This window comes from Sphingomicrobium sp. (assembly GCA_036563485.1).
GTDB lineage: Bacteria > Pseudomonadota > Alphaproteobacteria > Sphingomonadales > Sphingomonadaceae > Sphingomicrobium.
Genome location: DATCMI010000001.1, coordinates 2,151,498 through 2,178,172, shown reverse-complemented (window position 1 = coordinate 2,178,172; position 26,675 = coordinate 2,151,498). Strand labels below are relative to the sequence as shown.

Below are 26,675 nucleotides of genomic sequence, written 5' to 3'. Positions count from 1 at the left end.
GCCGACAGGCATTTGGAGGTCCCTTGAGTTGCACAAGCAGCATCGCGCGCTGGGGCTAGCGACCGCCCCGACCGGGAGCCGGGGGGCTCTCGATATCGCCATGCAGCGTCCGGTTCAGCCGGTCACGCTCGTTCGTCCGCACGCTGCGCGTCGGGCTGCCCGCTTCTTCGTCGAGAAGTTCCCGGGCAAGTCCCTGTATGCGGTCAAGGCGAACCCGTCCCCGGAGCTTCTGAATGTCCTGTGGGATGCCGGCGTCACGCATTACGACGTCGCGTCGCTCGGCGAAGTCCGGCTCGTTCACGACACGCTTCCGCAAGCGACCTTGTGCTTCATGCACCCGGTCAAGGCTGAGGAAGCGATCGCCGAGGCCTATTTCGCTCACGGCGTGCGCACCTTTAGCCTCGACACCACCGAGGAGCTGGAGAAGATCGTCCGCGCGACCTCTACGGACGGCGTCGCGGCCAGCGATCTCAACCTGCTGGTCCGCATCCGCGTCAGCTCCGAACATGCGAAGCTCAGCCTCGCGTCCAAGTTCGGCGCCGATCCGGCGGAAATGAAGGCGCTGCTGATCGCGGCCCGCCAGGCGGCGGACGCGCTCGGCATCTGCTTCCACGTCGGCAGCCAGGCAATGACTCCGGCCGCCTTCGCAGAGGCGATGACCCGCGTTCGCGCGGCCATTGTCGAAGCGGCGGTCACGGTCGACATCGTCGATGTCGGCGGAGGATTTCCCTCGTCCTATCCGGGCATGGAGCCGCCACCGCTCGAGACCTATTTCGCGGTGATCCACCAGGCGTTCGAATCGCTGCCGATCAGCTATTCTGCCGAGCTCTGGTGCGAGCCGGGCCGCGCCCTGTGCGCCGAATATGCAAGCGTCCTCGTGCGGGTCGAGAAGCGCCGCGGCGACGAGCTGTACATCAACGACGGCGCCTATGGCGCTTTGTTCGATGCCGCGCATATCGGCTGGCGCTATCCGGTCCGGCTGGTCCGGGACGAGGAATCGCACGTCCGTCCGACGGCATTCAGCTTTTATGGCCCGACCTGTGACGATCTCGATCGCATGGCCGGCCCGTTCGAGCTGCCAGCGGATGTTCAGGCCGGCGATTATATAGAGGTCGGCATGCTCGGCGCGTACGGCTGTGCGATGCGGACCCAGTTCAACGGCTTCGGAGTCGTTGAATCGGCGATCGTCGACGACGAGCCGATGGCGAGCCTCTATGGCGCAAGCGCACCGGCGCTGACCAACGTGGTTCAGCTGTAGAAATCCTCCCCTCCCGCTTGCGGGAGGGGATCGAGGGGTGGGCCTGTCCCCCGGAGGAGAACGACGGCCAATAGCCGGTCCTTTCAAGGACCAAGGACAAACCCTCCCCTTACCCCTCCCGTTTGCGGGAGGGGGAGAGCTATTGGAGCATGAGAATGACGACCGATACTTTGATCAAGGTGCAGGATCCGCAGCGGATCAACGACACCCGCAAGGCCGAACTGCTGTCGACCCCGATCGAGCACATCGACATCACCAAGTTCGATGCCCGCCCGATCGTCGACGCCATGGGCAAGATGAGCTTCACCAGCCGCGACCTCGCGCGCGCGACGGGCATCTACAACACGATGCTCGAGGACAAGGATTGCTCGGTGATCCTCGTCGTCGCGGGTTCGACCTCGGCCGGCGGCTGCATGGACCTCTATGCCGAGCTCGTGCGCTCGAACATGGTCGACGCGATCGTCGCCACCGGCGCCACGATCGTCGACATGGATTTCTTCGAAGCGCTTGGTCACAAGCACTACCAAGCGAATGAAATCCCTGACGATGATACGCTGCGTTCGCTCTACATCGATCGCATTTACGACACCTATATCGATGAAGAGCAGCTTCAGGAAACCGATCACACCATCGGTGCGATCGCCAACAGCCTGGAGCCCGGCGCCTACTCGAGCCGCGCGTTCATCCGCCAGATGGGCAAGTGGCTGAGCGAGGGCAACGCCAAGAAGCAGGGCAGCCTCGTCCAGCTCGCTTACGAGCATGACGTGCCGATCTTCTGCCCGGCGTTCGTCGACTCGTCGGCGGGCTTCGGCCTGGTCAAGCACCAGGTCGACGCCATGAAGGCAGGCAAGCCTTACATGGTGCTCGACGCGATCGCCGACTTCCGCGAGCTCACGCAGCTCAAGATCGAGGCCGGCACCACGGGCCTGCTGATGATCGGCGGCGGCGTTCCGAAGAACTTCACGCAGGACACCGTCGTCTGCGCGGAGATCCTCGGCCACGACGATGTCGAAGTGCACAAGTACGCCATCCAGATCACGGTGGCCGACGTGCGCGACGGCGCCTGCTCCTCCTCGACGCTCCAGGAAGCTGCAAGCTGGGGCAAGGTCTCGACGGCGCAGGAGCAGATGGTGTTCGCCGAAGCGACGAGCGTCCTCCCGCTCCTCGCCAGCGACGCCTATCATCGCGGCGCCTGGAAGAACCGCGAGAAGCGCCGCTTCGCCAAGCTGTTCGATTAAGGACGAAAAAAGCGCGGCAGGTAAGTCTTTCGGGGCTTTACCTGCCGCGTTTACCGGTTCAGCCTCCCGTCTTCGCTTGGGGAGGCTGCTATGTTGCGTCGATACGCTCTTCTCGTTGGGACCTGTTCGCTCGGCCTGTTGCTGAGCGCTTGCGGCGGTGGCGGCAGCGGCGGCCCCTCGCCCATCCCCACTCCGACCCCCACCCCTACGCCGACACCGACTCCCACTCCGACGCCAACGCCCAGTTCGGGCTTGAACGATGCGGAATATCAGGCGTCCAATTCAGCTCTCCTCGCCGATGCGATCACCGCCTACGAAGCCGGGGCGACCGGCGCGGGCGTGAAGGTCGCCGTCATCGACACCGGCATCAACCCCAACCTCCCCGAGTTCAAAGGCCGGCTCGATCCTGCCAGCCAGGACGTGGCCGCCAACCGCGGCCTTGTAGACCACCAGGGCCACGGCAGCATGGTCTCGGGCGTGCTCGCCGCCAACCGCGACGGGCAGTATATGCAAGGCGTCGCGTACAACGCCACGATCCTGTCGCTGAACGTCTACGACCCGGCCGGGTGCAAGAACGGCAACGACTGCTTCCTCGACGACAGGATCGACGCGGCGATCGACCTCGCAACGGTCAACCAAGCCAAGATCATGAGCATGTCGTTCGGCGATGAGGAAGGCATGACCGATGCCGTCTGGCCGGCCATGCAGCGCGCTGTCGACGCGGGGATCGTCATGGTGCTGGCGGCGGGAAATTCCGGCACTGCCAACCCCAACGGCTTCGCGCTCAAGAACATCGAGAACAATGGCGGCAGCGGCCTGTTCATCATCGCCGGCTCGATGGACGCAAACCGCAACATCAGCTCCTTTTCCGACCGGGCGGGAACGACGGAAGCTGCCGAGTCCTATCTCGTGGCGCTCGGGCGCAACAACGCGACCGTCAACCAATTCGGCACCCATGTGAACGTCAGCGGCACGTCGTTCGCGACGCCGACGATCGCCGGTGCCGCCGCCCTTCTCGCCAGTGCGTTCCCCAACCTCACCGGCCCGCAGATCGTCGATCTCCTGCTGTCCACCGCCGACGACGCCGGAGCGCCGGGGACGGACCCCGTCTTCGGGCGCGGCATCCTCAACATCGCGAGCGCCTTCAAGCCGAAGGGGCAGACCAGCATCGCCGGCACCGGCCAGCCGGTATCGCTCTTCGACAATGGCTCCGGTTCGGGACCGATGGGTGACGCTGCGGCCTCTTCGACTGCGAAGACGATCGTCCTCGACCAATATTCGCGCGCCTACACCGTGGACCTTGCCAAGACCGTCGGCTCCGCGGCGCCGGATCGCCCGCTGTCCGAAAGCTTCGGCTCCACGGCGGTCGAGACGGTCAGCCTCGCCGCGGGCCCAGTCTCGATGAGGCTGACCAGCCAGACCGATCAGCCCACCACCGCGCTGTTGAAGAAGCTTTGGGCTCACGAGACCGACCGCCAGCAGGCGAAGCGAGTCGCCCTGCTCGCCATCACCCAGCTTTCCAGCCGGACCAAGATGGCGCTCGGCCTATCCCAAAGTACGCGCGCGCTTCAGCGGCAGCTCAGCAACGCCGCCGATCGCGCCTTCCTCGTCGCTCGCGATCCGGGAAGCCGCGGCGGCGTGCAGACGCTTCCGTCCACGGCAATCGGCGTTCGTTACCAGATCGGCGCTGTCGGGGTGTCGCTCACCGAAGAACGCGGCAAGAGCTGGACCGGCAAGCGGCTCGCCGACGCGCACATGCCCGAATATCGGATCGACGCGCTTTCGCTCGACGCCGCAGCGGGTCCGGCCAGGCTGACCCTCACCGCTTCGCGCCAGCATGAAAGCGGCACTGTCCTCGGCGCGCGTTTCGCCGATGCGATCTACGGTGGCGGGGCGACCAGCCACTTCGTGGACGCCAGCTTGGATGTAGATCTCGGCAGCGGCTGGAGCACGTCGGCAAGCTATCGAGGCGGTTGGACGTCGCTCGGCGCCGGCCTCGGGCTCGCGCAATCCGGGCGGATGTCCAGCCGCTCCCTGGCTGTCGATGCGGTCAAGCAGCGGCCGTTCGGCCTGCTGGGCACCCTCTCCCTCGGCTACAGCGAGCCGCTCCGCGTAACTGCAGGTGGGCTCACTCTCCTGGCGCCTTCCAGCTGGAACTACGAAACCGGCGAGGCACGCTACGGCAACCTCTTCCTGGGGCTTGCTCCAAAGGGACGTGAGCGCGACGTGGAGGTCGCCTACACAAGGCCTGCATTCGGCGGCTTCCTCGGCCTGCATAGCTTCGCGCGGCTGCAGCCGGGCAATATCCGCGACAGCCGTCCCGATGCCGGCGCCGCAATCCGCTTCACCCTCGCACGTTAGGGGCCCTGACGTAGGCCATTGCTGCTGCTAGGCTGGAGCGTTCTTAAAGGGGGGATCGATGGAACATAGTCCGCTGCTCGGGCCAGTCGTCGCGCTGGTCGCATGGTCGCTTGTCATGATGGTGTGGATGGCGCTCGCGCGGGGTCGCGAGTTCAAGCGCCTGGGCGTCACTCGCTCGAATATCCCGAACGGCTCGCGCGGGGCCGACCTCGAAGGCAAAGCCACGCCGCAAGGGCAGTGGCCCGCCCACAATTACATGCACCTGATGGAGCAGCCGACGGTCTTCTACGCGATCGTCTTCGCGCTGATCCTCATGCGCTTCGATGCGCCGATCAACGTCTATCTCGCCTGGGCCTATGTGGGCTTCCGCATCCTCCACAGCCTTGTCCAGGCGACGGTCAACGTCGTCCGCTACCGCTTCCTGCTGTTCCTGCTGGCGAGCCTGTGCCTGCTCGGCCTTACGGTGCACGCCGCGCTGCGCCTCATCGACTGAAGCAGGCCGCCAGTTCGACGTGGGTGGACCAGCGGAACTGTCCGACAGGCCGCACCCACGAGAGCGTGTAGCCGCTTTGCGTCAGCGTCTTGGCATCCCGCGCGAAGGTTGCCGGATTGCAGCTGACATAAGCGATCCGCGCTACTGACGAGCCGGCGAGCGCCGCGACCTGCTCGGCCGCGCCGGCGCGCGGCGGATCGAGGACCACGCCGGCGAACCTGGACAGCTCGGCGGAATCGAGCGGCCGCCGGTACAGGTCACGATGATCGACTGCCATGTTGGGCGCGGCCCGCTTGAGGGCTGCCGCCGCGTCGCGTGACGCCTCGGCGGCGTAAGCGGCGCCGGTAGCGAGCGCGAAGGTGCCAAGGCCGGCAAACAGGTCAGCGATCGGCTGTCCTTCGCCGAGCGCCTCGCGAACACATGCTACCAGGGCCGCTTCGCCGTCTTCCGTCGCCTGAAGGAAGCTGGCGGGCGCGAAGCCGACGGCACGTCCCGACAAAGTGATTGTCGCCGGCTGCGGCTCAAACCAGGCTTCGGGACCGAGCCCCTGGTCAAGGCTGAGCCGCGCGAGGCGATGCTCGATCGCAAATGACGTCAACAGCTCATGCGCTTCGAGCCCGTCGGCCGAGACGCCCTTGAGCAGCACGTCGACGCCTTGGTCGACGAGCGTCAGCTGCACCTCTGCCGTCCTTTTTGGCGTCAGCAGCCCTGACAACAGCGCGCGCAGCGGCGCGACCAGCGCGAACAGCTCGGGCCGAAGGATATGGCACTCGCGCATGTCGATGATGCTGTGCGACTTCTCGGCGTTGAAACCGATTACGGCTCCCTTGCCCGCCTTCAGCGCGCGCAGGGTCGCGCGGCGGCGCGAGCATGGCGGCGACAGATGCGGTTGACGAATGTCGGCTGCAAGCTCGTGCTGCGCGAGCGCCGTCTCGATGCGCGACGTCAGATATGCGCGATAGGCCTCGTCGTCCGCATGCTGCAGCTGGCACCCGCCGCATTCCGGGAAATGGCGGCAAGGCGGCTGCTGATGGTGCGGTCCGGGCGCGAGCGCGCCGTCTTCGAGCAAGGCGTCGCCCGGCACGCCGAACGCGACGTGGCGTCCGGATGACGTCACGCCGTCGCCGCGCGCTGCGATGCGCACGACCAGCTCGTTCATAGGGACGCGATGGCTTTAGGGATCGCTCGGGCGAGGTCGTCGGCAATCATCTGAGCACCCGCCAGCTCAGCGGCTTTCGCCTGCAGCCATACGCCCGCACAGGCCGCCTCGAACGCCGGCATGCCCTGCGCGCGCAGGGCCGCAATCGCGCCGGCGAGCACGTCGCCGGTTCCGGCGGTCGCCAGCCATGCCGGGGCCGGCGCCCTGAACCCGAGCCGTCCGTCAGGGGCAGCCACCAAGGTGTCCGCTCCCTTGTACACGACGACCGCACCTGAGCGCCGCGCCGCCTCCAGCGCACGATCCGCCTTGCTTCTAGGCAGATCGCCAAACAGACGGACGAACTCGCCTTCGTGCGGCGTCAGGATTGCGTCCTGCCCCTTCAGCCGCTCCGGCTCGCCGAGATGGCCGATCGCATCGGCATCGATCACCTTGGGCGCGCGCGACGTCAGTGCCAGCGTCAGCACCTGGGGGATATCGCCCATGCCCGGCCCGACGAGGATGCAGCCGATCCGCTCATCGGCGAGCACCGCCGTGTCCGTCTGCACGATGGACGCCGGCAAACCGTCGATGCTGCGGGACGTGCTGACTCGGACATAGCCGGCGCCGGCGGTGGCCGCGGCAGTGGCCGCTAGTGCGATCGCCCCCGGCATCTTTCCCGCGAGCGCATGAACGAGCCCGCGTGTGTATTTGTGCGCATCGGGCGCGAGGACCGGCAGCCGCGGCGCCGCAATCTCATGCCAGGGCGCTGAAGCCTCGATGCCGATCTCCGCAAGCACGACGCGGCCGCACTTGCGCATCGCGGGCATGAGGCGGTGCGCCGGCTTCAGCGCGCCGAACGCGACCGTCAGGTCGAACGCGGCGACCTCGCTGAGCTCCGCCCCGCTGTCGCTGTCGACGCCACTCGGCAGGTCGCACGCCACGCGCACCACCGCGGCATTGCAGAGGCGAAAAAGCTGTTCCTGAACAGCCGCTTCAAGCCCGCGCTTGAGACCGGTCCCGAACAAAGCGTCGATGACGATCGGTGCCGGGGTCGTGTCGCTATCCAGCGTCTCTACTTCGCCGCGCCAGCGCGATCGCGCGGCCTTTGCCGCCTCGCTTGCCGGCTCGGCCAGTGCCGCGACACGAACGGACACACCGCGTTCGGCGAGGACGCGCGCTGCGACAAAGCCATCGCCCCCATTGTTGCCCGGCCCGCAGAGCACCAACACCGGCATCGGCCCCGCAAAGCGGTAGACCGCTTCGGCAAGCCCCGCCCCAGCCCGGTCCATCAGCGCGTCGACGCTCACCCCACAATCGATCGCCGCCTGTTCGGCGGCACGCATCGCGTCGGCAGTCAGGATCGGGCGTCCGCTCATCGCGGCTCCCTAGCGCAGGTAGGTCGCCAGGCGCCACCAGCCGTCGGGCACGGCTTCGGCGGCAGCATCCCGGGCCTCATCGCTGTCGAACAAGCCAAAGCAGGTCGCGCCGGACCCGGACATCCGCGCGAAGGACACGCCTTCGCGCTGGCGAAGCCAGTCGAGCACCTCGGCAATCTCCGGAACCAGTGCGATGGCCGGCTCCTCCAGGTCGTTGCGTCCCTCGCGCCAGTCGCTGAGCGGCCCCCGGTCCACGCCGTCCCACGCCGCGAACACGGAAGCGGTCGACAGCGGCACCCGGGGATTGACGAGCAGAACCGGCTTTCCCGAAAGTCCCGACAGGTCAACCGGCGACAATAAGTCCCCCGCGGCCTCGCCTCGGCACGGCAGGCTCAGCAGGCAGGCCGGGACGTCGCTGCCGAGCTTCGGCGCAACCGCGCTCGCGAGCGCCGGGTCGGTGCCCCACAAGCTGGTAAGAAGGCGCAGTGCCGCCGCGGCATCGGCCGAACCGCCGCCGATCCCGGAGGCAATCGGAAGCCGTTTATCGAGCTTCAGGAAGGTCTGCCGGGGCAAGCCCGCGGCCGCGGTCAGCGCAGCCCATGCTTTTTCGACCAGGTTCTGCTCGTCGCCGGAGAGGTCGCCGCCAAACTCACCCCCGACCGCCAGCGAAAAGCCAGTCCGCTCCGCCTCGAAGCTCTCGCCTTCGAGCCGGTCGCCGTCGGTGCAGAATGCGAACAGAGTCTCGATCGCGTGGCGGCCGTCGGGCAGCTTGCCCCGGACATGGAGCGCCAGGTTGATCTTGGCCGGCGCGATCTCTTTCGCTGCGGTCAAGGTGCGGCGTTGGCGCTGGTCAGGCCGGACTGCAGCTTTGCCTTCACCCGCGTCGCGATCTCGTCCTCGGCCGTCACCAGCGCAGCGCTCCACGCGAACCGCGCCTGGATCCGCTGCCCCGCCTTGAACAAGGCGTCGCCCAAATGCTCGTGGATTTCGGCCTGCCCGGGGTCCTTCTCCGCCGCCGACTGGAGCGTCGCAATCGCTTCATCGGTCCGGCCGAGCTTGAACTGAGCCCACCCCAGCGAGTCGATGATCGAAGCATTGTCCGGCGCCATTTCGATGGCCTTGCGGATCATCGCTTCGGCGGCAGCGACATCCTCGCCGCGCTCGAGCTTCGCATAACCCAAGAAGTTGAGCAGCAGCGGCTGGTCCGGGTTGGTCAGCAGCGCCTGTTCGAGCACGACCTTGGCTTCGGGCCAGCGGTTCGCCTCTTCCAGCGCGCCGGCGTGAAGCAAGCGCAAGGTCCAAAGCTCGCCCTTGAGGCCCTGCGCCGTGCCAATCGCAATCGCCCGCTGATAGGCCTCCGCCGCAGGGAGGTGGCGGCCCATCGCCTCGAGCACGTCGCCATAGCGCGCAAAATCGGTCATCCCGGCATCGGCGCCGCGCACCGCAGCGGAGGCGATCGCGAGCGCTTCGTCGTAGCGCTTCCTCCCGGCGAGGATGCGCACCTGTGCGTCGCGGATCGCGGAGATCAGCGCGTCCTCGCGCGGAACCGAAGCGAGGAGCGCAAGCGCCTCCGCGGTCCGGTCGCGATTGTCGAGGAGCATTGCGAGCAGCCCCGTCGCGCTGCTGTTCTTCGGGTCGGCGTAACGGGCAACTTGCACCAGGCCCACAGGAGCGGCCCCCTGCTGCGCGCGCATCACGTCCCCGGCTAGCGCCGTCAGCACAACGCTGAGCGCCTTCGCGCCCGTATCGATCCCTTCCCCGCTCATCCGGCCGGCAAGGATGCGCTGCCGCGCGGCAATGCCGTCACTGTCCATGCCTTCGATCATTGCCGCCGCGCGCGTGCGGTCGCCGGCAGCAAGGAAGCCGTCGGCGAGCGCAAGGCGAACTCGTCCCTCTCGGCTGCCGGCATTGCCGATCGCCCGTCGCGCGTATGGCTCCGCCTCGGCAGGGCGGCGCAGCTTCAGCAGGATCAGCGCCGTCTCTTCGTCTTTGAGCGGCGACAGCAGCCCCTTCTCCGGGATTTCGCCGATCGCCGACAGCGCCTTCGCCGCGTCGCCCCGCTCGGCTGCGTCCCAGCCCGTCAGCAGCGGGGCGAGGAAACCGAGGCCGCCCGGCCCGCCCCCGCCGAGCCACTGGACCGCACGGTCGACCCGCCGCTGCTTCACCGCTTCGGTGACCATCAGCAGCCGGGCGTCGGTGCTCAGCTTCCCCGCCGGAACATTGGGGATCAGGCGCAGCGCCAGGTCCATGCGCCCAGCGCCGATCGCTTCGCTCAGCGCCTGCTGTGCGAACTGCGCCTGGTCGGGCCGTGAACCGGCGAGCGCCGCCAGCAGTTCGGCGGCTCGCGCATGTTCGCCGTTCATCGCCGCCGCACGCGCTTCGACATAGGTCAGCGCCGGATTGCGGGTCGACAGCGCGGCCGCCGCAGGCGCCGCAGGAACGAGCAAAGCGGCGACCGCTACAGCGCCAAGGAACCTACATGTTCGGGTAATTGGGGCCTCCGCCGCCTTCGGGAGTGACCCAGTTGATGTTCTGGGTCGGGTCCTTGATGTCGCACGTCTTGCAGTGGACGCAGTTCTGGGCGTTGATCTGAAGCCTCGGCGCACCATTGTCCTCGACATATTCGTACACCCCAGCCGGGCAGTAGCGCTGCTCGGGTCCCGCATAGACCGGCAGGTTGATCGCCGTCGGTATGTCCGCGTCCTTGAGCGTCAGGTGAACCGGCTGGTCCTCCTCATGATTGGTGTTCGAAATGAACACCGACGACAGCTTGTCGAAGGTTAGAACCCCGTCGGGCTTGGGATAGTCGATCGGCCGCGCATGATCGCGGCGGCGCAGTGCCTTGTGGTCGGGCCGCAGTTTCAAGGTCCACGGCACGCCGATGCCGAGCTGGTTCAGCCACAGATCGAGCCCGGCGTAGAGCGTGCCCATCACGCCGCCGAAGTGGGCGACCGAGGGCTGTGCGTTGCGGACGCCCTTCAGCTCCTTCTTCACCCAGCTCGTCTCGTAGGCTGCGGGATAAGCGTCGAGCACATCGCCCGAGCGGTCGGCAGCGACGGCTTCGAACGCCGCTTCCGCTGCCATCATCCCGGTCTTCATTGCCGTATGCGTGCCCTTGATCCGCGGCACGTTCACGAAGCCGGCGGAGCAGCCGATCAGCGCCCCGCCGGGGAACACCAGCTTCGGCACGCCCTGGTAGCCGCCTTCGTTGATCGCCCGCGCGCCGTAGGAAACGCGGCGGCCGCCGTCGATCTCGGCGCGGATCGCCGGATGGGTCTTCCAGCGCTGCATCTCGTCGAACGGCGACAGATAGGGATTCTTGTAGTCGAGCGACACGACGAAGCCGAGCGCGACCTGCCCGTTCTCCTGATGGTACAGGAACCCCCCGCCCCACGCGTCCTCGAGCGGCCAGCCCTGCGTGTGGATCACTCGCCCGGGCTTATGCTTGTCGGCAGGAACGTCCCACAATTCCTTGATTCCGATGCCGTAAACCTGCGGTCCGCTCTCGTCGCGAAGGCCGAACAGCTCGGTCAGCCGCTTGGTCAGATGGCCTCGCGCCCCTTCGGCGAAGAAGGTGTAGTGGGCGTGCAGCTCCATGCCAGGCTGGTAGTCGGCGCGATGACTGCCGTCGCGGGCGATGCCGAGGTCGCCGGTCGCGACGCCCTTCACCGACCCGTCGTCGTGGAACAGGATCTCGGCGGCCGGAAAGCCCGGGAAGATCTCGACCCCGAGCTCCTCCGCCTGGCCCGCAAGCCAGCGGCAGAGGTTGCCGAGACTGAGCGTATAGGTCCCCTTGTTGTTCATGAACGGGGGCATCAGCATGTGCGGCATCGCGAACTTGCCGCCATTCTTCCTCAGTACCCAATGGTGGTTCTCGGTGACGGGCACCGTCAGCGGCGCGCCCTTGTTCTTCCAGTCGGGGATCAGCTCGTTGAGCGCGCGGGGGTCGACAACGGCGCCCGAAAGGATGTGCGCGCCGACCTCGCTGCCCTTCTCGAGGATGCAGACGGAAAGCTCGCGCCCGGCCTCGCTTGCCAGCTGCTTCAGGCGGATCGCCGCGCTCAGCCCGGCAGGGCCGGCACCGACGATCACGACGTCATATTCCATGGACTCGCGCTGGCTCATGTTCCTCCCTCGATGTGCCCCAAGCGGGTTATCCACGAAATTCGTCGCGCTTCTGACTCGGTTTGGCCCTGCCTGCCCTGCCAATTCCTTGACCGTGGCGTCAATGGCGGAGAGGAAAGTCGCGTGGGTGGGGAGTTGGACAGCATCGGGATTGCCGAAGCGCGCAGCGCGCTCGCCTGGTGGCTCGAGTCCGGCGTCGATATCGCAATCCAGGAAGACGCGCGCGACTGGCTGAAGCCGCCCGTTCCAAAGCAAGCCGTTTCCGCCGCAGCCCCCGCCGAAGCGCCGAACGTCACCCGGCCAAGCCATGAGACGCTCGCCGAGCTCCAGGAGTGGCTCGCCACCAGCGCCCATCTGCCGCTCGCGTCATCGACCTCCAAGCGTATTCTTCCGCAGGGGCCCGAAGAGGCTCCCGTGATGCTGCTGACGGACATTCCGACGCTGGAAGATTATGCCGCGGGCCAGCCGATCGGCGGCGACTCCTGGGCGCTTGCGCAGCGTATGTTAGCGGCGATCGGCATCAAGGCGGATCATGCTTATTGCGCGTCGCTTTCCTGCTTCAACGCGCCCGGCGTGCGGATGAGCGCCAAGGACCGCGAGGATTGCGCCGAGATCGCGCGCCGCCACATCGCGCTTGCGAGGCCGAAGCGCCTGCTCCTGCTTGGCGACGGTCCTTCGCAGGCCTTGCTCGGCAAGCCGATCGCCCAGGCCCGCGGCCACCTTCACAAGGTCGAAGGCGTGCGCGCCGTCGCTACCTTCCACCCCCGTCACCTCATCAAAAGACCGGCAGACAAGTCATTGGCATGGAAAGACCTTTTGCTCCTCATGGAGGACGAATCTTGAACTCTCGCCTGATCGCCTTCGGAACCTTGCTATGTTCGGCGCCGCTCGCCGCGCAGACCGCGCAGCCGGGCGCCGATCCGCTGGCCCCGCTTCCGACCGTCCGCACGCAGCCGCTGCCGCAGCAGCCGGCGCTCATCCAAACCATTCCGCAAGTGCCGCTGCCGGCGCCCGCCGCCACCGTTCCGGTGCCTCGCGACTGGCGCGGCGTGTTCGATGCGATCGACCTTGGCAATTGGGCCTCCGCGCAGGCCGGGATTGCCGCGCTTCCGCCGAGTGTCCTGACGGCCGCGGCGAAAGCCGAACTCTATACTGCCAAGGGCTCGCCGGTCGTGGACTTGGGCTCGCTTCTGACGTTGCTCGCCCAGGCGCCGGAACTGCCGCAGGCCGACCAGCTCGCCCGCATGGCCCTGAAGCGCGGCGCGACCAACACGCCGGCAATCTACGGCAAGAAACCACAGGTCGTGCTCGGCTTCTCCCCCGTGCGCTACCGAGCCAAGCCGGTGACGGGCGAACCCGCGGCCGACCAGCTGCGCGCCGCCATCGACCCCTTCGTGAAAGCCGACGATGCCGCCGGCGCCGAAGCCCTTCTCGCGACGCAGGGACCGATGCTGTCGGCGAACGCTCGTGCCGAAGCCGGGACCCGCGTCGCCTTCATGTATTATGTCCGCGGCCTCGACATGGACGCGCGGCGGGTCGCTGACACCTGGCGCCAGGGCGCGACCGGCGAATGGTCGAGCCAGGCGGCCTGGATCTCCGCCCTCGCCTCGTGGCGGCTCAACGACTTCAACGCCGCGTCCGTCGCCTTCCGCCAGGCGGCCAGCCTCGCCGACCAGCGCGAGCTTCGCGCCGGCGCTTATTATTGGGCCGCACGGTCGGAACAGGCCGCCGGCCGCCCCGCCGCCGTCGAGGGGCTGCTGCGTGCCGCCGCGACCCCGTGGCAGGCGCAGGAAAGCTTCTACGGGCTTCTCGCCCGCGAGGCGCTCGGGATGCCGACCAAGCTCGGCAACGACCCCTTCATCGGCTTCGACCCGCCGGTCGACCATTTGCCCAATGTCAGGCGCGCGATCGAGTTCGTCAGGATCGGTGAGACCGCGCGCGCCGAGGAGATGATCCAGCATCAGGCGATGATCGGCCTGTCGACGGAGCATCATGCGCTGATCCAGCTCGCCAAGCGGCTCGACCTCCCGGCCGCCCAGCTCTGGCTCGCCAAATATGGCCAGGCCGGTGCCCGCGCCGACGCCACCGACCGCTTCCCCAATCCAAAGTGGGAGCCGCTGACCGGCTGGCGCGTCGATCCGGCGCTCGCCTTCGGCCACATCATCCAGGAATCGTCGTTCCGCCGAACGGCGGTGAGCTCCGCCGGCGCCGTCGGGCTCATGCAGGTCGTTCCCGGCACCGCCTCCGACGAGGCCCGCACGCGCGGCATTCCGTTCTCGCGCGGATCGCTGACCGATCATCGCTACAATCTCGAATTCGGGCAGAGCTTCATCGAGCGCATGCGGCGCTTCTCGTCCACCGGAGGGCAGCTCCCGCGGGTGATCGCCTCGTACAACGCAGGACCGACGCCGGTCAGCCGCTGGACGACCATCAACGACAAGGGCGATCCGCTGCTGTGGATCGAATCCCTGCCTTATTGGGAAACGCGCTACTACGTGCCGTCGGTGCTCCGGAACATGTGGGTCTACCAAGGCCTCAACCATCAGGACCAGGCGACCTTGCGCAGCATGGTCCAGCACCATTGGCCCGCCTTCCCGACGGGTACATCGCGGCTAGCTCATTAGCTAAGTTCTTGTTTTGTTCTCGTGTGCCGCTATGCTTTCGGCATGCCAGTCGAGTCGAACCATGGACGCGGGGCGACCCGCAATCCGACACCTGTCCGCTTCAACCTAAAGGAGCGGATCGTCGAGGGCGAATGGCTCGACCAGGTCGAAGCGCTGGACGGCGTGCCCAAGCGGCGCACGACGGTCACGGTTGAGCGACCCAAAACCATCCTCACCAGGAACAGCTCGCCGGACATCGGCTTCGACCGTTCGGTAAACGCTTATCGCGGCTGCGAGCACGGCTGCATCTACTGCTTCGCGCGCCCGACCCACGCCTTCCACGACCTCTCCCCCGGCGTCGACTTCGAATCCCGCTTGTTCGTGAAGCCCGATGCTGCGCAACTCCTGCATGCGGCGCTGTCGCGGCCCGGCTACGAATGCCGCTCAATCGCGATGGGGACCAACACCGACCCCTACCAGCCGATCGAGGAGCGCTGGCGAGTCACGAGATCGCTCATCGAGCTGCTGGTGGAAACGCGCCACCCCTTTTCCATCACCACCAAGTCGGACCGCGTGCTCCGCGATCTCGACCTTCTCAAGCAGGCTGCCGACTTCCGGCTGACCTCGGTGGCAATCTCGATCACGTCGCTCGACTCGAAGGTCGCCCGCACGCTCGAACCCCGTGCGCCGCAGCCGCGCAAGCGGCTTGCCGCCGTCAAGGCGCTCAACGACGCGGGCGTACCCTGCCACGTCGCGATCGCTCCGGTGGTACCCCAGATCACCGATCATGAGCTCGAGGACATCGTCCAGGCCGCTGCCGAAGCCGGTGCGCGGGGCGGCTTCTACTTGCCCGTGCGCCTGCCGCACGAGGTCGCGCCCTTGTTCCGCGCCTGGCTTCGCGAACATTATCCGGACCGCGCGGACAAGGTGATGGCGACGATCCGTTCGCTCCGCGGCGGCCGCGACAACGACCCCAATTTCTTCAGCCGGATGCGTGGCCAGGGTGCCTGGGCCGACCTTCTCAAGACGCGGTTCGAAATCGCCGCCAAGAAGTACGGCCTGCCGCAGTCGAAGTTCGGTCTTCGCACCGACCTGTTCCGCCCGCCGGAGGGAGCCCAGATGCGCCTCCTTTGATCGGCGTGACTCTGGCTTGGTCTTTGCCTAGCAAAGCGGGATGAAAGCTCGCCTCCTCCCGCTCCTCGCCTTTGTCGCCGCCGCTCCGCTGATGGCGCAGCAGCCGCCCGCTCCGCCCGCGCCCGTGCCCGCCGCCGTCGCCGCCTTGCGCGATGCTGCGCTCCAAGACGACATCGCCTGGGACATTACTGAAGGCCTGACCACCGAAGTCGGCCAGCGCCTCGCCGGCACCGAAGCCGAAGCCCGGGCCCGGACCTGGGCCGTCGCCAAGCTCCGGGCGCTCGGCTTTTCGAACGTGCGGGTCGAAACCTTCCCGATCCCGACCTGGACGCGCGGCGCGGAAGGCGCCGAGATCCTGGGGCCTTTCCCGCAGAGGCTGACCGTCGCTGCGCTCGGCAACAGCGCTTCGACGAGCGCAACCGGCATCACCGGCCAGGTAGTCGGCTTCGACACCCTGGCCGGCCTTCAGAACGCGCCCGAATCCGCCGTTCGCGGAAAGATCGTCTTCGTCAGCCACGCGATGCCGCGCACGCAGGACGGCTCCGGCTACGGCTATTTCGGCGGCCCGCGCCGCCAGGGGCCGAGCATCGCCAGCGCCAAGGGCGCGATCGGGATCGTTATCCGCTCGATCGGCACCGACTATCACCGCAATCCGCACACCGGCGTCATGAGCTTCGCCGAGGGCGTGACCCCGATCCCCGCCGGCGCGCTCAGCCTGCCCGACGCCGAACAGCTTCAGCGCATCCTCAAACGCGGCCAGCCGGTCACGATGCGCCTGACTTTGGTGTCGCAGAAAGGTCAGGGAGAGTCGGGCAACGTCATCGCCGAGGTCCCCGGCCGCGATCCCTCGCTGCCGCCGGTCCTCGTCGGCGGCCACCTCGACAGCTGGGATCTCGGCACTGGCGCCATCGACGATGCGAGCGGCGTCGCCATCGCGGCTGCGTCGGCCAAGCGCATCATGGACGCCGGGCGCCCGCTCCGCACCATTCGCGTGGTCTGGTTCGGATCGGAAGAAACCGGCCTCTACGGCGGCCTCGATTATATGAAGCGGCACGGCAAGGAGCCGCACCATGCGCTCGCCGAAAGCGACTTCGGCGCCGGCCGCATCTGGCGCGTGAACAGCAATCTCGGGAAAGGCCGTGAAGCGGAGGCGCGGATGATCCAGAGCGCGCTGGCGCCGCTCGGCATCGTCCCGGGCGCGCTCGACGAAGCGGAAGGCTCCGACATCGGGCCGATGCTCCAGTCCGGCATGCCGGGTGTCGGGCTCAGCCAGGACGGCACCAAATATTTCGACCTTCACCACACGCCGGACGACACGCTCGACAAGGTCGACCGCGAGGAGCTGCGGCAGAACGTCGCGGCGTGGACGGCGATGCTGGCGGTGCTTGCCGGCCCGATCGCACCGGAGCCGAAGCCGCGCCGGCGGCGTTGATCTCAATCGAGGAGGAACGACTATGCGCTATTTGATCGCCGCTTCAGCCGTGCTCGCGCTCGCCGCCTGCAACGTCAACAAGGACGAAAACGGGGTTTCCGTTCAGTACGACCAGAACACCGCGGAAAATGCGGTCGCCGACGTCAGCAACACGGCCGGGAATATCGCCGGCCACATCAGCAACGATGTCAGCGAAACCGCCGACAAGGTCGACGCGCGCACCGACGGCGACGGTGATGCTCCGGCGAACGCCGCCGAGAACAAGTAATCGGCTTCGCTACGCCTTTGCGGGCGTGAACAGGTAACCGCCGCCGCGGACGGTCTTGATCGCCTGCGGATGCCGCGGATCGGCCTCGATCTTCTTGCGCAGGCGCACGATCCGCGTGTCGATCGACCGATCGAACACGTCCGCCTCCTTGTTGTGGGCGAGGTCGAGCAGCTGGTCGCGGTTCAGCACCCGGTTGGGATGCTCGACAAAGGTTCGCAGCAGGTCAAACTCCATGGCGGTCAGCGGCAGTTCGCTGCCGTCCGCCGCGAACAGCTTGCGGCTGTCGAGGTTCAGCCGCGCGGTCCCGATCACGACTTCCCGGCCCAGCGTCGCGGGCGCCTCTTCCTCGAGGCTCGCCCGGCGTAGGACGCTCCGCACGCGCGCAAGCAGTTCGCGCGGGTCGAAGGGCTTTGTCACATAGTCGTCCGCGCCGACCTCCAGCCCGACGACCTTGTCGACGCCGTCGCTGTTGGCGGTCAGCATGATGATGCCGATCCGCCCCATCGAGCGAAGCTCCCGCGCGATGCTGATCCCGTCTTCCTCGGGCATGTTCACATCGAGGATGGCGAGGTCGACCGGCCGCTCGGCCATCAGCGCCCGAAGCGCCTTGCCGCTTTCGACCGCGCTTACGGCGAAACCGTGACGGGACAGATAGTTCTGAAGGAGGTCGCGAATGTCGGGTTCGTCGTCGACGACGACCAGATGCGCACTGTACGCCACATGCCCTCCCCTTGTGCCGGCTGAAACATTTGAAACAATTCTCTGCCGACCTCAACATGAGGTTCTGACCGGCACCGGCGATTTCTCCTGCATGTAGACAGGAGACCTGAGTGATGACCCCTCGCCAGATCGAATTGGTTCAGGACAGCTTTGCCCTCGTCGTTCCGAACCGCGAGCAGGCCGCCACGCTCTTCTACGCGCGCCTGTTCGAGCTGGCGCCGGAAACCCGCTCGATGTTCAAGGGCGACCTTAGCGATCAGGGCACCAAGCTGATGCAGGTGCTTGCCGTCGTCGTCCGCAATCTCACCAACCTCGCCTCGCTGCTGCCCTCGATCGACGACCTGGCCCGCCGCCACAACGGCTATGGCGTCAAGGATCAGCATTATCCGGTCGTTGGCCGAGCCTTGATCGACACGCTCGCACTCGCGCTCGGCAAAAGCTTCACGGGCGAAACCCGTGAAGCCTGGGAGACAGCTTACGGCATCCTCAGCAACCGGATGATCGACACCGCGAAGACGCTGCCAGACATCGCCGCCTAGAGGCGCAGCAGCGCCAGCAGCTTGCCGCGCTGCGGCCGCTTCCCCTCGGCCTTTACTGCTGGCACTGACTTTGCGGCACGTTCGCGCTGGCGATCCTCACGTCGGAAATCGACAGGGTAAGGGCGCCGCTGCTGCTAATCACCACCGGCGCACTGACGCGCCGCATGTCGACGCTTGTGGTGGCGAAGCAGCGCAGCGGAACGGCAAGCGTCCGCCACTCGCCGATCTTGGCCGCCCGCAATGTGCCCGCGACCGGGACAGAGGCCGTGCAGCCCGGCCCGCACTCGAGCCCGAGGGTGACGTTCCCCGCAGGCCGCGCATCGACACGATAATCCACGACGAGGCTGAGTTCGCCGTTCGCTTCACGCGAAATGTCGAGCGGCTGCGCTGCAGAAATGACCGCGGCCGCTCCGCCGCTCCCGTCCCAGGTGAAGCGCCGCGCATCCTCCTGCGCGCGCCGGTCGACGCCGGCGACGCGAAGCCGTCCGCTTCCGGTTGCGCCGGAATTGCCGTCGACGGGCACGACCACGCCGCCTTCTTCGCGCAGCCCAAGGCTCCACCCGGCCGGAAGCTTGCCCGACCCGAAGATGATTCCGTCGCTTGCAGCGGCGACGCCGACCGGCCTCTCCTCCGACAGCCGGGGAAGGTCGCCAGCGTCGGCATAGGTCAGCCCGTAACCATAAGCGAAGAGCGGATCGTAGTCGGCGTCGCCCTTGTTGAGCGGCGTCTGGTCGGCGCGTTTCGGCCAGGAGTAGGAAAGCTTGCCTTTGAAGTCGTGGCGGACGGCGCCGTCCTTTGCGCGGAAGAGCACGTCGGCGACGCCGCCGCCTTCGGAGCCCGGCAGAAAGGCCGCGACGAAGGCGTCCGACGCATTGAGTTCGGGGTTCACCCACATCGGCCGCCCGGACAGGAACACGGCAACCGTTGGTATCCCCGCCGCCTTGAGCCGCTGCAGCAGCTTCAAATCCTTCTTGTCCGCAGGGCTATATTCGAGCGTCGGCCGGTCGCCGACGAACTCGGCATAAGGGTCCTCGCCGAAGACGACGATCGCGACGTCGGGCCTGGCGGTATAGCTGCCGTCGGCGCTCAACACCGCGGTGCCGCCCGCCGCATTCACCGCTTCCTTGATCCCGCCATAGATGGAGGTGGCGTTGGGGAAGTCCTTGTTGGTGACGCCCGTCCCCTGCCAGGTGAGCGTCCAGCCGCCCGCCTGCTTGGCAATATTGTCGGCGCCGTCTCCTGCGACCAGGATCCGAGCGTCGGCACGGAGCGGCAGGATTTTGCCTTGGTTCTTCAGGAGCACGAGCGACTCCCGCACGGCTTGCCGCGCGACTGCCCGGTGCGCCGGAGCGCCGAGAAGCTCGAACCTGCCGGCGAACGGGCGGGACGACGGCGGTCCCTTCTCGAACAGTCCGGCGCGCATCTTGACCCTGAGGATGCGCCGCACCGCGTCGTTCAGGCGCTCAGCCGGGATTTCGCCGGAGCGCGCTTGTGCGAGCGTGCTGTCGTAGAGGCCCTTCCAGCTGTCCGGCGCCATGAACATGTCGAGCCCGGCGTTGACCGACTGCGGGCAGGATGTATTCGAGCAGCCGGGGACTTGCCCGTGGGCGTTCCAGTCGCCGACGAGCAGCCCGTCGAACCCCATCTGCTGCTTGAGCGCGCCGGTAAGCAAATCGGCGTCGCCATGGACCTTCTCGCCGCGAACGCTGGAGAAGGACGCCATCACCGCCTGGACGCCGGCTTCGATCGCGGGCGGGTAGCCGGCGCCGTGAATGGTGATTAGCTGCTCGGCCGTCGACGGATTGTCGCCCTGGTCCTTCCCGCCGAGCGTTCCGCCGTCGCCGACGAAATGCTTGGCCGTCGCGATTACCTTGCCAGGCCCAAGGAACCCCGGCGTGCCGGCCTTCCCCTGCAAACCTTCGACCATCGCTCCGGCGAAGCTGGCGACGATCTGCGGATCTTCGGAGAAACCCTCGTACGTCCGTCCCCAGCGGTCGTCCCTGACCACCGCAAGGGTCGGCGAGAAATCCCAGTCGAGCCCGGTCACGACCATCTCCAGCGCCGTGATCTCGCCGATCTTGCGGATGAGCTCGCGATTGCGGGTCGCCCCGAGGCCGATATTGTGGGGAAACAGCGTCGCGCCGACGATGTTGCTGTGCCCGTGGACGGCATCGGATCCCCACATCACGGGGATCTTCAGCGCGCTTTCCGGGCCGTCCATCGACGCCGCCCAGAACTGGTCCGCAAGCTTCAACCATTCGGAGGCCGGGCCGGTCTCGTTGCCGCCGGGTGACGAATTGCCGCCGTTGAGGACGGAGCCGAACTTGTACTTGCGGACGTCCGCCGGCGTGATGCTGGCGATATCCGGCTGAATAATCTGCGCGACTTTGTCCTCGATCGTCATCCGCGCGAGAAGCGCGTCGATGCGGCCCTCCTGCGCCGGGTCCCTGGGGACCGCGCTTGCCGCTCTCGGCCACTCGCCCGGCGCACGAGGCGCAGCGGCGGCGATGGGCTGCTCCGCCATCTGTTGCGGCGCGGTGCAGGCGGAAGACGCCAGCAAGATCGTCAGCACCAATGCGCGATAAGCCATCAACAAGCCTCCCGTGAGCCGACCATCAGCTCATATGCTCTTTCTGAAATGCAGCCGCGGCGCCGTACAGCCCCGGCTCGGGGTGACGGCAGAGCAGGACCGGCATCGCTTCCATCCGGCTGCGGTAGCGGCCCTTGGCGAGGAAGCGCTCGACGAAGGCGCCGCCGCGCAAGCGATCGACCACCCGGCGCGCAAGCTGGCTGGTGATCACCACCGCGCTCGCTCCCTGCGCCAGGGCAAGATCGCCCGCGACGGAGCCGAAGCTCATGCACAGCCGGTCGAGCGCCGCCGAAGCGAGCGGGTCGGACCCGTCGGTCGCCGCTGCCCAAAGGCTCGCATCGTCGCGGATCCGCGCCGGCGTCCCTTCGATGCTGGCAATGGCTTCATAGATGTTGGCCAGCCCCGGCCCGGAAACGATCCGCTCCACCGACACCCGCAAGTGGCGGCTGCGAAGCCGGGCAAGGATCTGCTCCTCGAGCGTATCGAGCGGAGCGAAATCGATATGACCGCCCTCGGTCTCGATCACGTGGTGATGCCCGGCGCGCCGCAGCACCATGGCGACGCCGAGGCCGGTCCCCGGGCCGATGACGCTGATGACCCCCTCCGCAGGCCGGCCGGAACGCGGACCCGCGATCCATTCGAGAGAATCGTCCGCCAAGGCGTCGACGGCATGAGCCATCGCGCCGAAATCGTTGACGAGCGTTAGCCGGTCCAGCCCGAGCTCATCCGCAAGCGTGCTTGGGCGAACGATCCACGGACAATTGGCAAGCTTCACGACGTCGCCGCCGAGACCGCCGGCGACCGCGATCGAGGCCGCTCGCGGAAGGCTGCGGCCGAGGTCGGACGCAAAGCTCCGCCAGGCGGACGCGAGGCTGCTGTGATCGGCCGTGTCGTAGCGGCGGATTTCGCTCAATCGCGGTTCAGGCCCATCAAGGGTCGCAATCGCGAAACGGGCGTTGGTGCCGCCGACGTCGGCGACGACGATATCGGTCATGGGCGGCCGTTGCGGCGCGCACCGCATCCTACATGGCGCGGAGCATCGCAAGGCGCTTCGAAGGCGCGAATAGGAAGCATCAGGTTCCTTCCCGGCAGCGGCGGATCGATGAGCTCGATGGCGGGGAGGAGTCGCGGCCTGGTCGCCGCGACTCCCCCCCTGGCGCCCTAGAACGAGCTCCGCACGCGGACGCCGAAGGAGCGCGCTTCGTTGAGGAAGCGCACGTTGATGCCCGATCCGACCAGCGCCTTTTGCGACGCATCGACGTCGAACAGGTTGGTGGCATAGCCTTCAACGCGCCAGCGGCCGTCCTCCGACGTGTAGCCGACGCCGAGGTTGACCGTGACGAAGCCTTCCTGTCGGTCCGGGAAGCCCGCTTCCAGCGCCGTCTCGACGCGCGTCACCGTTCCATCCGGCGTGGCGAACACGACCGGCAGTTCGTTGTATTGCGTCAGGTAGAAGGACGAACGATAGCTGGCGAGCACCTGGCCATCGACGCTCCCGCGCTGCAGCTTGACCGTATGCTGCAACCGCCCGGTGAGGTTCCACTTGGACGCGAGCGGCAGGCGGCTCCCCTTCAGATCGATCAGCGGTGCGAACCCGCCGATGCTGAAGTCCTGGGCGCGCGCGTCGGCGACCTGGCCCTTCGTGATCTCCGTATCCAGATAGACGGCGTTGAGGTGCAGCCGGGTCATCGCCGAAAGCGGCAGGATCGCCTCGCCTTCGATGCCCCACAGGCGCGACTTGCCGACGTTGCGGTTGACCAGCGAGAAGCCGGTCGCATTGCCGGTCTGCGGATCCACCGCGATTGTCGTCAGGTCCTGGAAGACCTGATCGCTATAGTCGTAGTAGAAGGCGCTGACATTGCCGATTGCGCGGCGGCCGCGGAAGCTGAAGCTGTTCTTCGAGCCGACCTCGTAAACCACCAGCTTTTCAGGCTTGAAGGTTTCCGGGATCAAATCGGCGTCGAAGCTGTCGTTGAAGCCGCCCGATTTGTGACCGGTCGAGACCTTCGCATAGAGCATGTTGTTGGGCGTCAGGTCGTGCTCGCCGACAAGCCGCCAGTCCCAATAATTGAACTTGCTGCTGCCGACCTGCTGACCCGGGATGGTCAGGTTCGCGTAGCTGAACCCGCCATTGGTGTTGTTCGGATTGTTGGCCGGGCAGCGGACGAAGCCGTTGTCGATGTCGCTGCGCACGAAACAGGTGCCGAGCGGATTGGTGCCCGCCGCAATCGACCCGATCTGGTCGACCAATGTGTCGCGCGAGCCGATGCTGGCGATACCTTCGATGAGAAAGTTCGCGAGCTCCTGCGGCGTGTCGAGCGCGCCGACATTGAAATTCGGACGGTCGAGCAGCGAGGGGCGGAAGCCCGGCGTGCCGAGCCGCGTGGCAAAGCAGCAGGCGAAATCTTCGCCGCCAAGCACCAGCGCCCAGTTGCCGCCGATCCCGTAGCGCGACTTCTTCTCGTCCGTGTAGCGAAGCCCGGCAGTCAGCCGGGTCTGCTTGGTGATGTCGAACGTTCCGTCCGCATAAGCCGCCTTCGACTTGCCGCGCACGTCAGGCATCGTGAACTCGGTGCCCGAATAGCAGCAGTAACCACGGTCAACGAGGCTGAGGAAACCGACCTGCTGCTTCTCGTCGAACATGAACGCACCGACCGTCCAGCGCAGCCGCTGGGCGGTGTCGCCGACTAGGCGGATTTCATGGGTCTGCGCCTTGGAGCGAGTCTGCCAGAATTGCGTCGAGTAATTGTCGTATTGGACGCCGTCCTCGCTGACGTCGCGGCCCTCCCACGCGATGCCGTCCTGGCCCGAGTTCGTCTGCTCGAAGTCGACCTTGCGGTAGCTGCCGAGATATTGAGCGGTGAACGGCCCGAAGTCGTAGCTGACGCGGCCCTGCACGCCCCAGATCACATTATCGAGGTCGCCTTGCCACCCGCGATAGACGACGTCGCGCATCGGCAGGTCCTCAGCGCGGTCACCGGTCGCACGTACGGCCGAATAGATGTTCGCGCCCGGATAGCCGGTTCCGCTTTCCTGGCCGTAATCGCCCATCAGGAAGATCGACAGGCGCTCGTTGATGTTGCTCTTGAACGAAACGCGGCCGGCGACATTGTCCTGAATGCCCGCGGGCTTCAGCGTCTTGTCGATCCCGGCATTCTTGAACGACGATCCCTGCTTGTCGAAATAGCCGGCGAAGCGAAGAGCGCTCGTGCTGCCGATCGGCACGTTGAGGGCCGCTTCCCCGCCATAGCTGTGTCGCGTGCCGATCTGCCCCTGGACGAAGCCGCCGAGTTCACCGAGCACCGGTTCCTTGGTGACGATGTTCAGCGTGCCGGCGAGCGCGTTGCGACCGTAGAGCGTCCCTTGCGGGCCCTTGTTCACCTCCACACGGTCGAGGTCGTAGAATTGGAGGCCAAGGCCGCGCGGACGCGGGATGTAAACGCCGTTGATGTGCGGCGCCGCCGCCGGGTCGCCAAGCTCCGTATTGTTCGCCGAGCCGACGCCGCGGATGAAGATCTCGATATTGCCTTCCTGGTTCGCAATGTTCAGTCCCGGGACCGCCGCTTGAAGGTTGCGGATGTCGTTGCCGATCCCGAGGCGGCGGAGTTCGTCCGCGGTCAGTGCCTGGACGACGCCCGCCACATCCTGAAGGCGCTCCTCGCGCCGGTTCGCGGTGACGATGATCGCATCGGGGTTTTCAGCAGTCTCGGCTGCGGGCTGCTGGTCTTTCTTCTCGACCGACTGCGCATAGGCAGGCGACATTGCCGCGCTCGCCAGCATCAGCGCCGAAAACGACAGCGCGGCGGTTGAACCCTTTCTCATGTGCGATGCTCCCCTCTTAGCTCGCGTCTGACATCGGTGTCAGCGGCGAGGAAAAAAATCCGATTTAAGACACTCCGGCTAAGCATCCGCCGAACCCGAGGTGGTCGATAAAAGATGAAGCTTTCAGGGTGTAAACGGCACCGCACGCGCCGCCGCTTTAGCCACTGCTTCCCTGCAAACCCCCTGCGCGTAATGACAACGCTGTCTAGGTTCTCGGCAAATGGATCATCTGTCAAGCTGCTTGATCGACACGCCGGTGGTGCCGCGAACGACGATCTCGTGACGCAAGATCCGGCGCTCGGCCGAACCGGACTTTGCAAGCAGGAGGTCCGCAGCTTCACGGGCCAGCGCGCGCATCGGCTGGTGCACAGTCGTCAACGGCGGCCAGACCGCATTGGCGAGGTTGGTGTCGTCGAAACCGGCGATCGCCAGCTCGTCCGGGACCGAAATCCCGCGCTCATGGGCGACCGCGAGTGCTCCCGCAGCCATGTCGTCGTTGCTGGCAAAGATCGCAGTTGGCGGGTTGCGCAGGTCGAGCAGCTTGGCCGTTGCCGCCTTCCCCGACTCGAAGTCGAAATGCCCGGGCTGGATGAGCGACGGATCGACGCGCATGCCGTTGGCGGCAAAGGCCGACCGGTAGCCGGCAAGCCTCTGTCCGCTCGCCGCGTGCGCCGGATGGCCGACGATGAACCCCACCCGCCGGTGCCCTAAGGAAAGAAGGAACTCGGTCATTTCGCGCGCCGCCGCGACGTCGTCCATCGCGGCCGCCGGTGCGATCGGCCGGTCGTCCCCCGGCGCCACCCGGACGAACCTCACATTGCGGCGCTGCAGTTCATCGAGGAGTGGAAAATTGTCGCCGACCGGCGGCGTCAGGATGAGCCCGTCGACATGCGTTTCCTCGATGAAGTCGAGGACGGTATCGACGAGCGTCGGGCTCGAAGAATCGCAAGGCTGGAACATCAGCCTGAACCCTTCCTCGGCGCAGCGCTCGAGCGCTCCTGTCTGCACCTCGTTGATATAATAAGGACTCGGATTGTCGTAGAGCAGCGCGACCTGGAAGGAGCGATGGCCCGCCAGCGTTCTTGCGACGCTGCTCGGCCGGAAGTTCAGGCGCTCGACGGCCGCCTCGACCTTCTTTCGCGTCTTGTCCTTGACGTGCGGTTCGCGGTTCAACACCCGCGACACTGTCTTGATCGACACGCCCGCGGCGGCGGAAACCTCGCGGATCGTCACCCGCCTGCCTTCCCCGCTCCGCATAGCCCCCCGGCCTTTCCCTTCCGACAACGGTGTCGAACCTAGCTCGAACCATCGCAGGCGTCGAGGTGGCGCCGGATTACGGCCTAGTCGTTCGAAAAAATGGTCGGGGAGACAGGATTCGAACCTGCGACCCTCTGCTCCCAAAGCAGATGCGCTACCAGACTGCGCTACTCCCCGACGATCTCAGGCGAAGCGGTGCTTCGCAAATCCTCGCCGAATACCGGTGGGCCCGGCAGGATTCGAACCTGCAACCTAGCCGTTATGAGCGGCCGGCTCTACCGTTGAGCTACAGGCCCTGCCCGGCGCCTGGTCGATAGACGC

Annotated in this window: 20 protein-coding genes and 2 tRNA genes; 10 read left to right on the top strand and 12 right to left on the bottom strand. The window is 66.7% G+C overall.

What is annotated here, in order from left to right; translation table 11 throughout:
* The first annotated feature begins 28 nt into the window (after nt 1-28).
* From VIL42_11380 to VIL42_11365, 4 genes are all read left to right on the top strand, one after another.
* Nucleotides 29-1,258 carry a type III PLP-dependent enzyme gene (locus VIL42_11380; GenBank protein ID HEY8593446.1) on the top strand — a complete coding sequence of 410 codons (1,230 nt, stop codon included), beginning with the start codon at nt 29-31 and terminating at the stop codon, nt 1,256-1,258.
* A gap of 155 nt (nt 1,259-1,413) precedes the next feature.
* Nucleotides 1,414-2,496 carry a deoxyhypusine synthase gene (locus VIL42_11375; GenBank protein HEY8593445.1) on the top strand — a complete coding sequence of 361 codons (1,083 nt, stop codon included), beginning with the start codon at nt 1,414-1,416 and terminating at the stop codon, nt 2,494-2,496.
* A gap of 252 nt (nt 2,497-2,748) precedes the next feature.
* Nucleotides 2,749-4,857: a S8 family peptidase gene (locus VIL42_11370; protein HEY8593444.1), complete on the top strand. Its 2,109-nt coding sequence runs from the start codon at nt 2,749-2,751 to the stop codon at nt 4,855-4,857.
* 58 nt (nt 4,858-4,915) lie between these two features.
* Nucleotides 4,916-5,350, top strand: a complete 435-nt coding sequence (locus tag VIL42_11365) for an MAPEG family protein (GenBank protein HEY8593443.1) — start codon at nt 4,916-4,918, stop codon at nt 5,348-5,350.
* Here VIL42_11365 and VIL42_11360 read toward each other — a convergent pair.
* The 5 genes from VIL42_11360 to VIL42_11340 are packed head-to-tail and all read right to left on the bottom strand — an operon-like array spanning nt 5,340 to nt 11,989.
* Complete coding sequence (locus tag VIL42_11360) at nt 5,340-6,509, bottom strand: class I SAM-dependent RNA methyltransferase (protein ID HEY8593442.1); 1,170 nt, start codon at nt 6,507-6,509, stop codon at nt 5,340-5,342. The two genes, VIL42_11365 and VIL42_11360, sit on opposite strands and share 11 nt — an antisense overlap.
* Nucleotides 6,506-7,864, bottom strand: a complete 1,359-nt coding sequence (locus VIL42_11355; protein HEY8593441.1) for an NAD(P)H-hydrate dehydratase — start codon at nt 7,862-7,864, stop codon at nt 6,506-6,508. Before VIL42_11355 ends, VIL42_11360 begins: the two co-directional genes overlap by 4 nt.
* A gap of 9 nt (nt 7,865-7,873) precedes the next feature.
* A complete protein-coding gene (locus tag VIL42_11350) occupies nt 7,874-8,695 on the bottom strand; it encodes a 4-(cytidine 5'-diphospho)-2-C-methyl-D-erythritol kinase (protein ID HEY8593440.1) in 822 nt (273 codons plus the stop codon).
* Entirely contained in the window at nt 8,692-10,311 is a 1,620-nt protein-coding gene (locus VIL42_11345) for a tetratricopeptide repeat protein (protein ID HEY8593439.1), read from the bottom strand. The genes VIL42_11350 and VIL42_11345 overlap by 4 nt, the downstream gene beginning before the upstream one ends.
* A gap of 28 nt (nt 10,312-10,339) precedes the next feature.
* The gene (locus tag VIL42_11340) at nt 10,340-11,989 is read right to left on the bottom strand and encodes an electron transfer flavoprotein-ubiquinone oxidoreductase (protein ID HEY8593438.1); all 1,650 of its coding nucleotides are present in this window, start codon (nt 11,987-11,989) and stop codon (nt 10,340-10,342) included.
* A gap of 123 nt (nt 11,990-12,112) precedes the next feature.
* Between VIL42_11340 and VIL42_11335 the strand changes: the two genes are divergently transcribed.
* The 5 genes from VIL42_11335 to VIL42_11315 are packed head-to-tail and all read left to right on the top strand — an operon-like array spanning nt 12,113 to nt 17,426.
* Complete coding sequence (locus VIL42_11335) at nt 12,113-12,832, top strand: uracil-DNA glycosylase (protein ID HEY8593437.1); 720 nt, start codon at nt 12,113-12,115, stop codon at nt 12,830-12,832.
* A complete protein-coding gene (locus VIL42_11330) occupies nt 12,829-14,613 on the top strand; it encodes a lytic transglycosylase domain-containing protein (protein HEY8593436.1) in 1,785 nt (594 codons plus the stop codon). Before VIL42_11335 ends, VIL42_11330 begins: the two co-directional genes overlap by 4 nt.
* A 42-nt stretch (nt 14,614-14,655) precedes the next feature.
* Nucleotides 14,656-15,726, top strand: coding sequence for a PA0069 family radical SAM protein (locus VIL42_11325; protein HEY8593435.1), 1,071 nt, complete (start codon nt 14,656-14,658; stop codon nt 15,724-15,726).
* 40 nt (nt 15,727-15,766) lie between these two features.
* Nucleotides 15,767-17,158: a M28 family peptidase gene (locus VIL42_11320; protein ID HEY8593434.1), complete on the top strand. Its 1,392-nt coding sequence runs from the start codon at nt 15,767-15,769 to the stop codon at nt 17,156-17,158.
* 22 nt (nt 17,159-17,180) lie between these two features.
* Nucleotides 17,181-17,426 (top strand): hypothetical protein, encoded by a 246-nt coding sequence (locus VIL42_11315; protein HEY8593433.1) that lies wholly within the window; start codon nt 17,181-17,183, stop codon nt 17,424-17,426.
* Nucleotides 17,427-17,435: 9 nt separating this feature from the next.
* On the opposite strand, the gene VIL42_11310 is transcribed toward VIL42_11315, so the two are convergent.
* Entirely contained in the window at nt 17,436-18,146 is a 711-nt protein-coding gene (locus tag VIL42_11310) for a response regulator (GenBank protein HEY8593432.1), read from the bottom strand.
* 113 nt (nt 18,147-18,259) lie between these two features.
* Between VIL42_11310 and VIL42_11305 the strand changes: the two genes are divergently transcribed.
* Nucleotides 18,260-18,685, top strand: a complete 426-nt coding sequence (locus tag VIL42_11305; GenBank protein HEY8593431.1) for a globin family protein — start codon at nt 18,260-18,262, stop codon at nt 18,683-18,685.
* Nucleotides 18,686-18,737: 52 nt separating this feature from the next.
* Here the strand turns inward: VIL42_11305 and VIL42_11300 are convergent, their stop codons facing one another.
* The 6 genes from VIL42_11300 to VIL42_11275 all read right to left on the bottom strand — a co-directional run bounded on the left by VIL42_11300 (nt 18,738) and on the right by VIL42_11275 (nt 26,650).
* Nucleotides 18,738-21,275 (bottom strand): exo 1,3/1,4-beta-D-glucan glucohydrolase, encoded by a 2,538-nt coding sequence (locus tag VIL42_11300; protein ID HEY8593430.1) that lies wholly within the window; start codon nt 21,273-21,275, stop codon nt 18,738-18,740.
* 25 nt (nt 21,276-21,300) lie between these two features.
* On the bottom strand, nt 21,301-22,296 hold the full coding sequence (locus tag VIL42_11295) for a glucokinase (protein HEY8593429.1): 996 nt from the start codon (nt 22,294-22,296) through the stop codon (nt 21,301-21,303).
* A gap of 140 nt (nt 22,297-22,436) precedes the next feature.
* Nucleotides 22,437-25,097, bottom strand: a complete 2,661-nt coding sequence (locus VIL42_11290) for a TonB-dependent receptor (protein ID HEY8593428.1) — start codon at nt 25,095-25,097, stop codon at nt 22,437-22,439.
* A gap of 225 nt (nt 25,098-25,322) precedes the next feature.
* Nucleotides 25,323-26,354 carry a LacI family DNA-binding transcriptional regulator gene (locus VIL42_11285; GenBank protein ID HEY8593427.1) on the bottom strand — a complete coding sequence of 344 codons (1,032 nt, stop codon included), beginning with the start codon at nt 26,352-26,354 and terminating at the stop codon, nt 25,323-25,325.
* Between the two features lie 100 nt (nt 26,355-26,454).
* Nucleotides 26,455-26,531 (bottom strand) — tRNA-Pro (locus tag VIL42_11280).
* Nucleotides 26,532-26,578: 47 nt separating this feature from the next.
* Nucleotides 26,579-26,650 (bottom strand) — tRNA-Ile (locus tag VIL42_11275).
* Nucleotides 26,651-26,675: the final 25 nt, after the last annotated feature.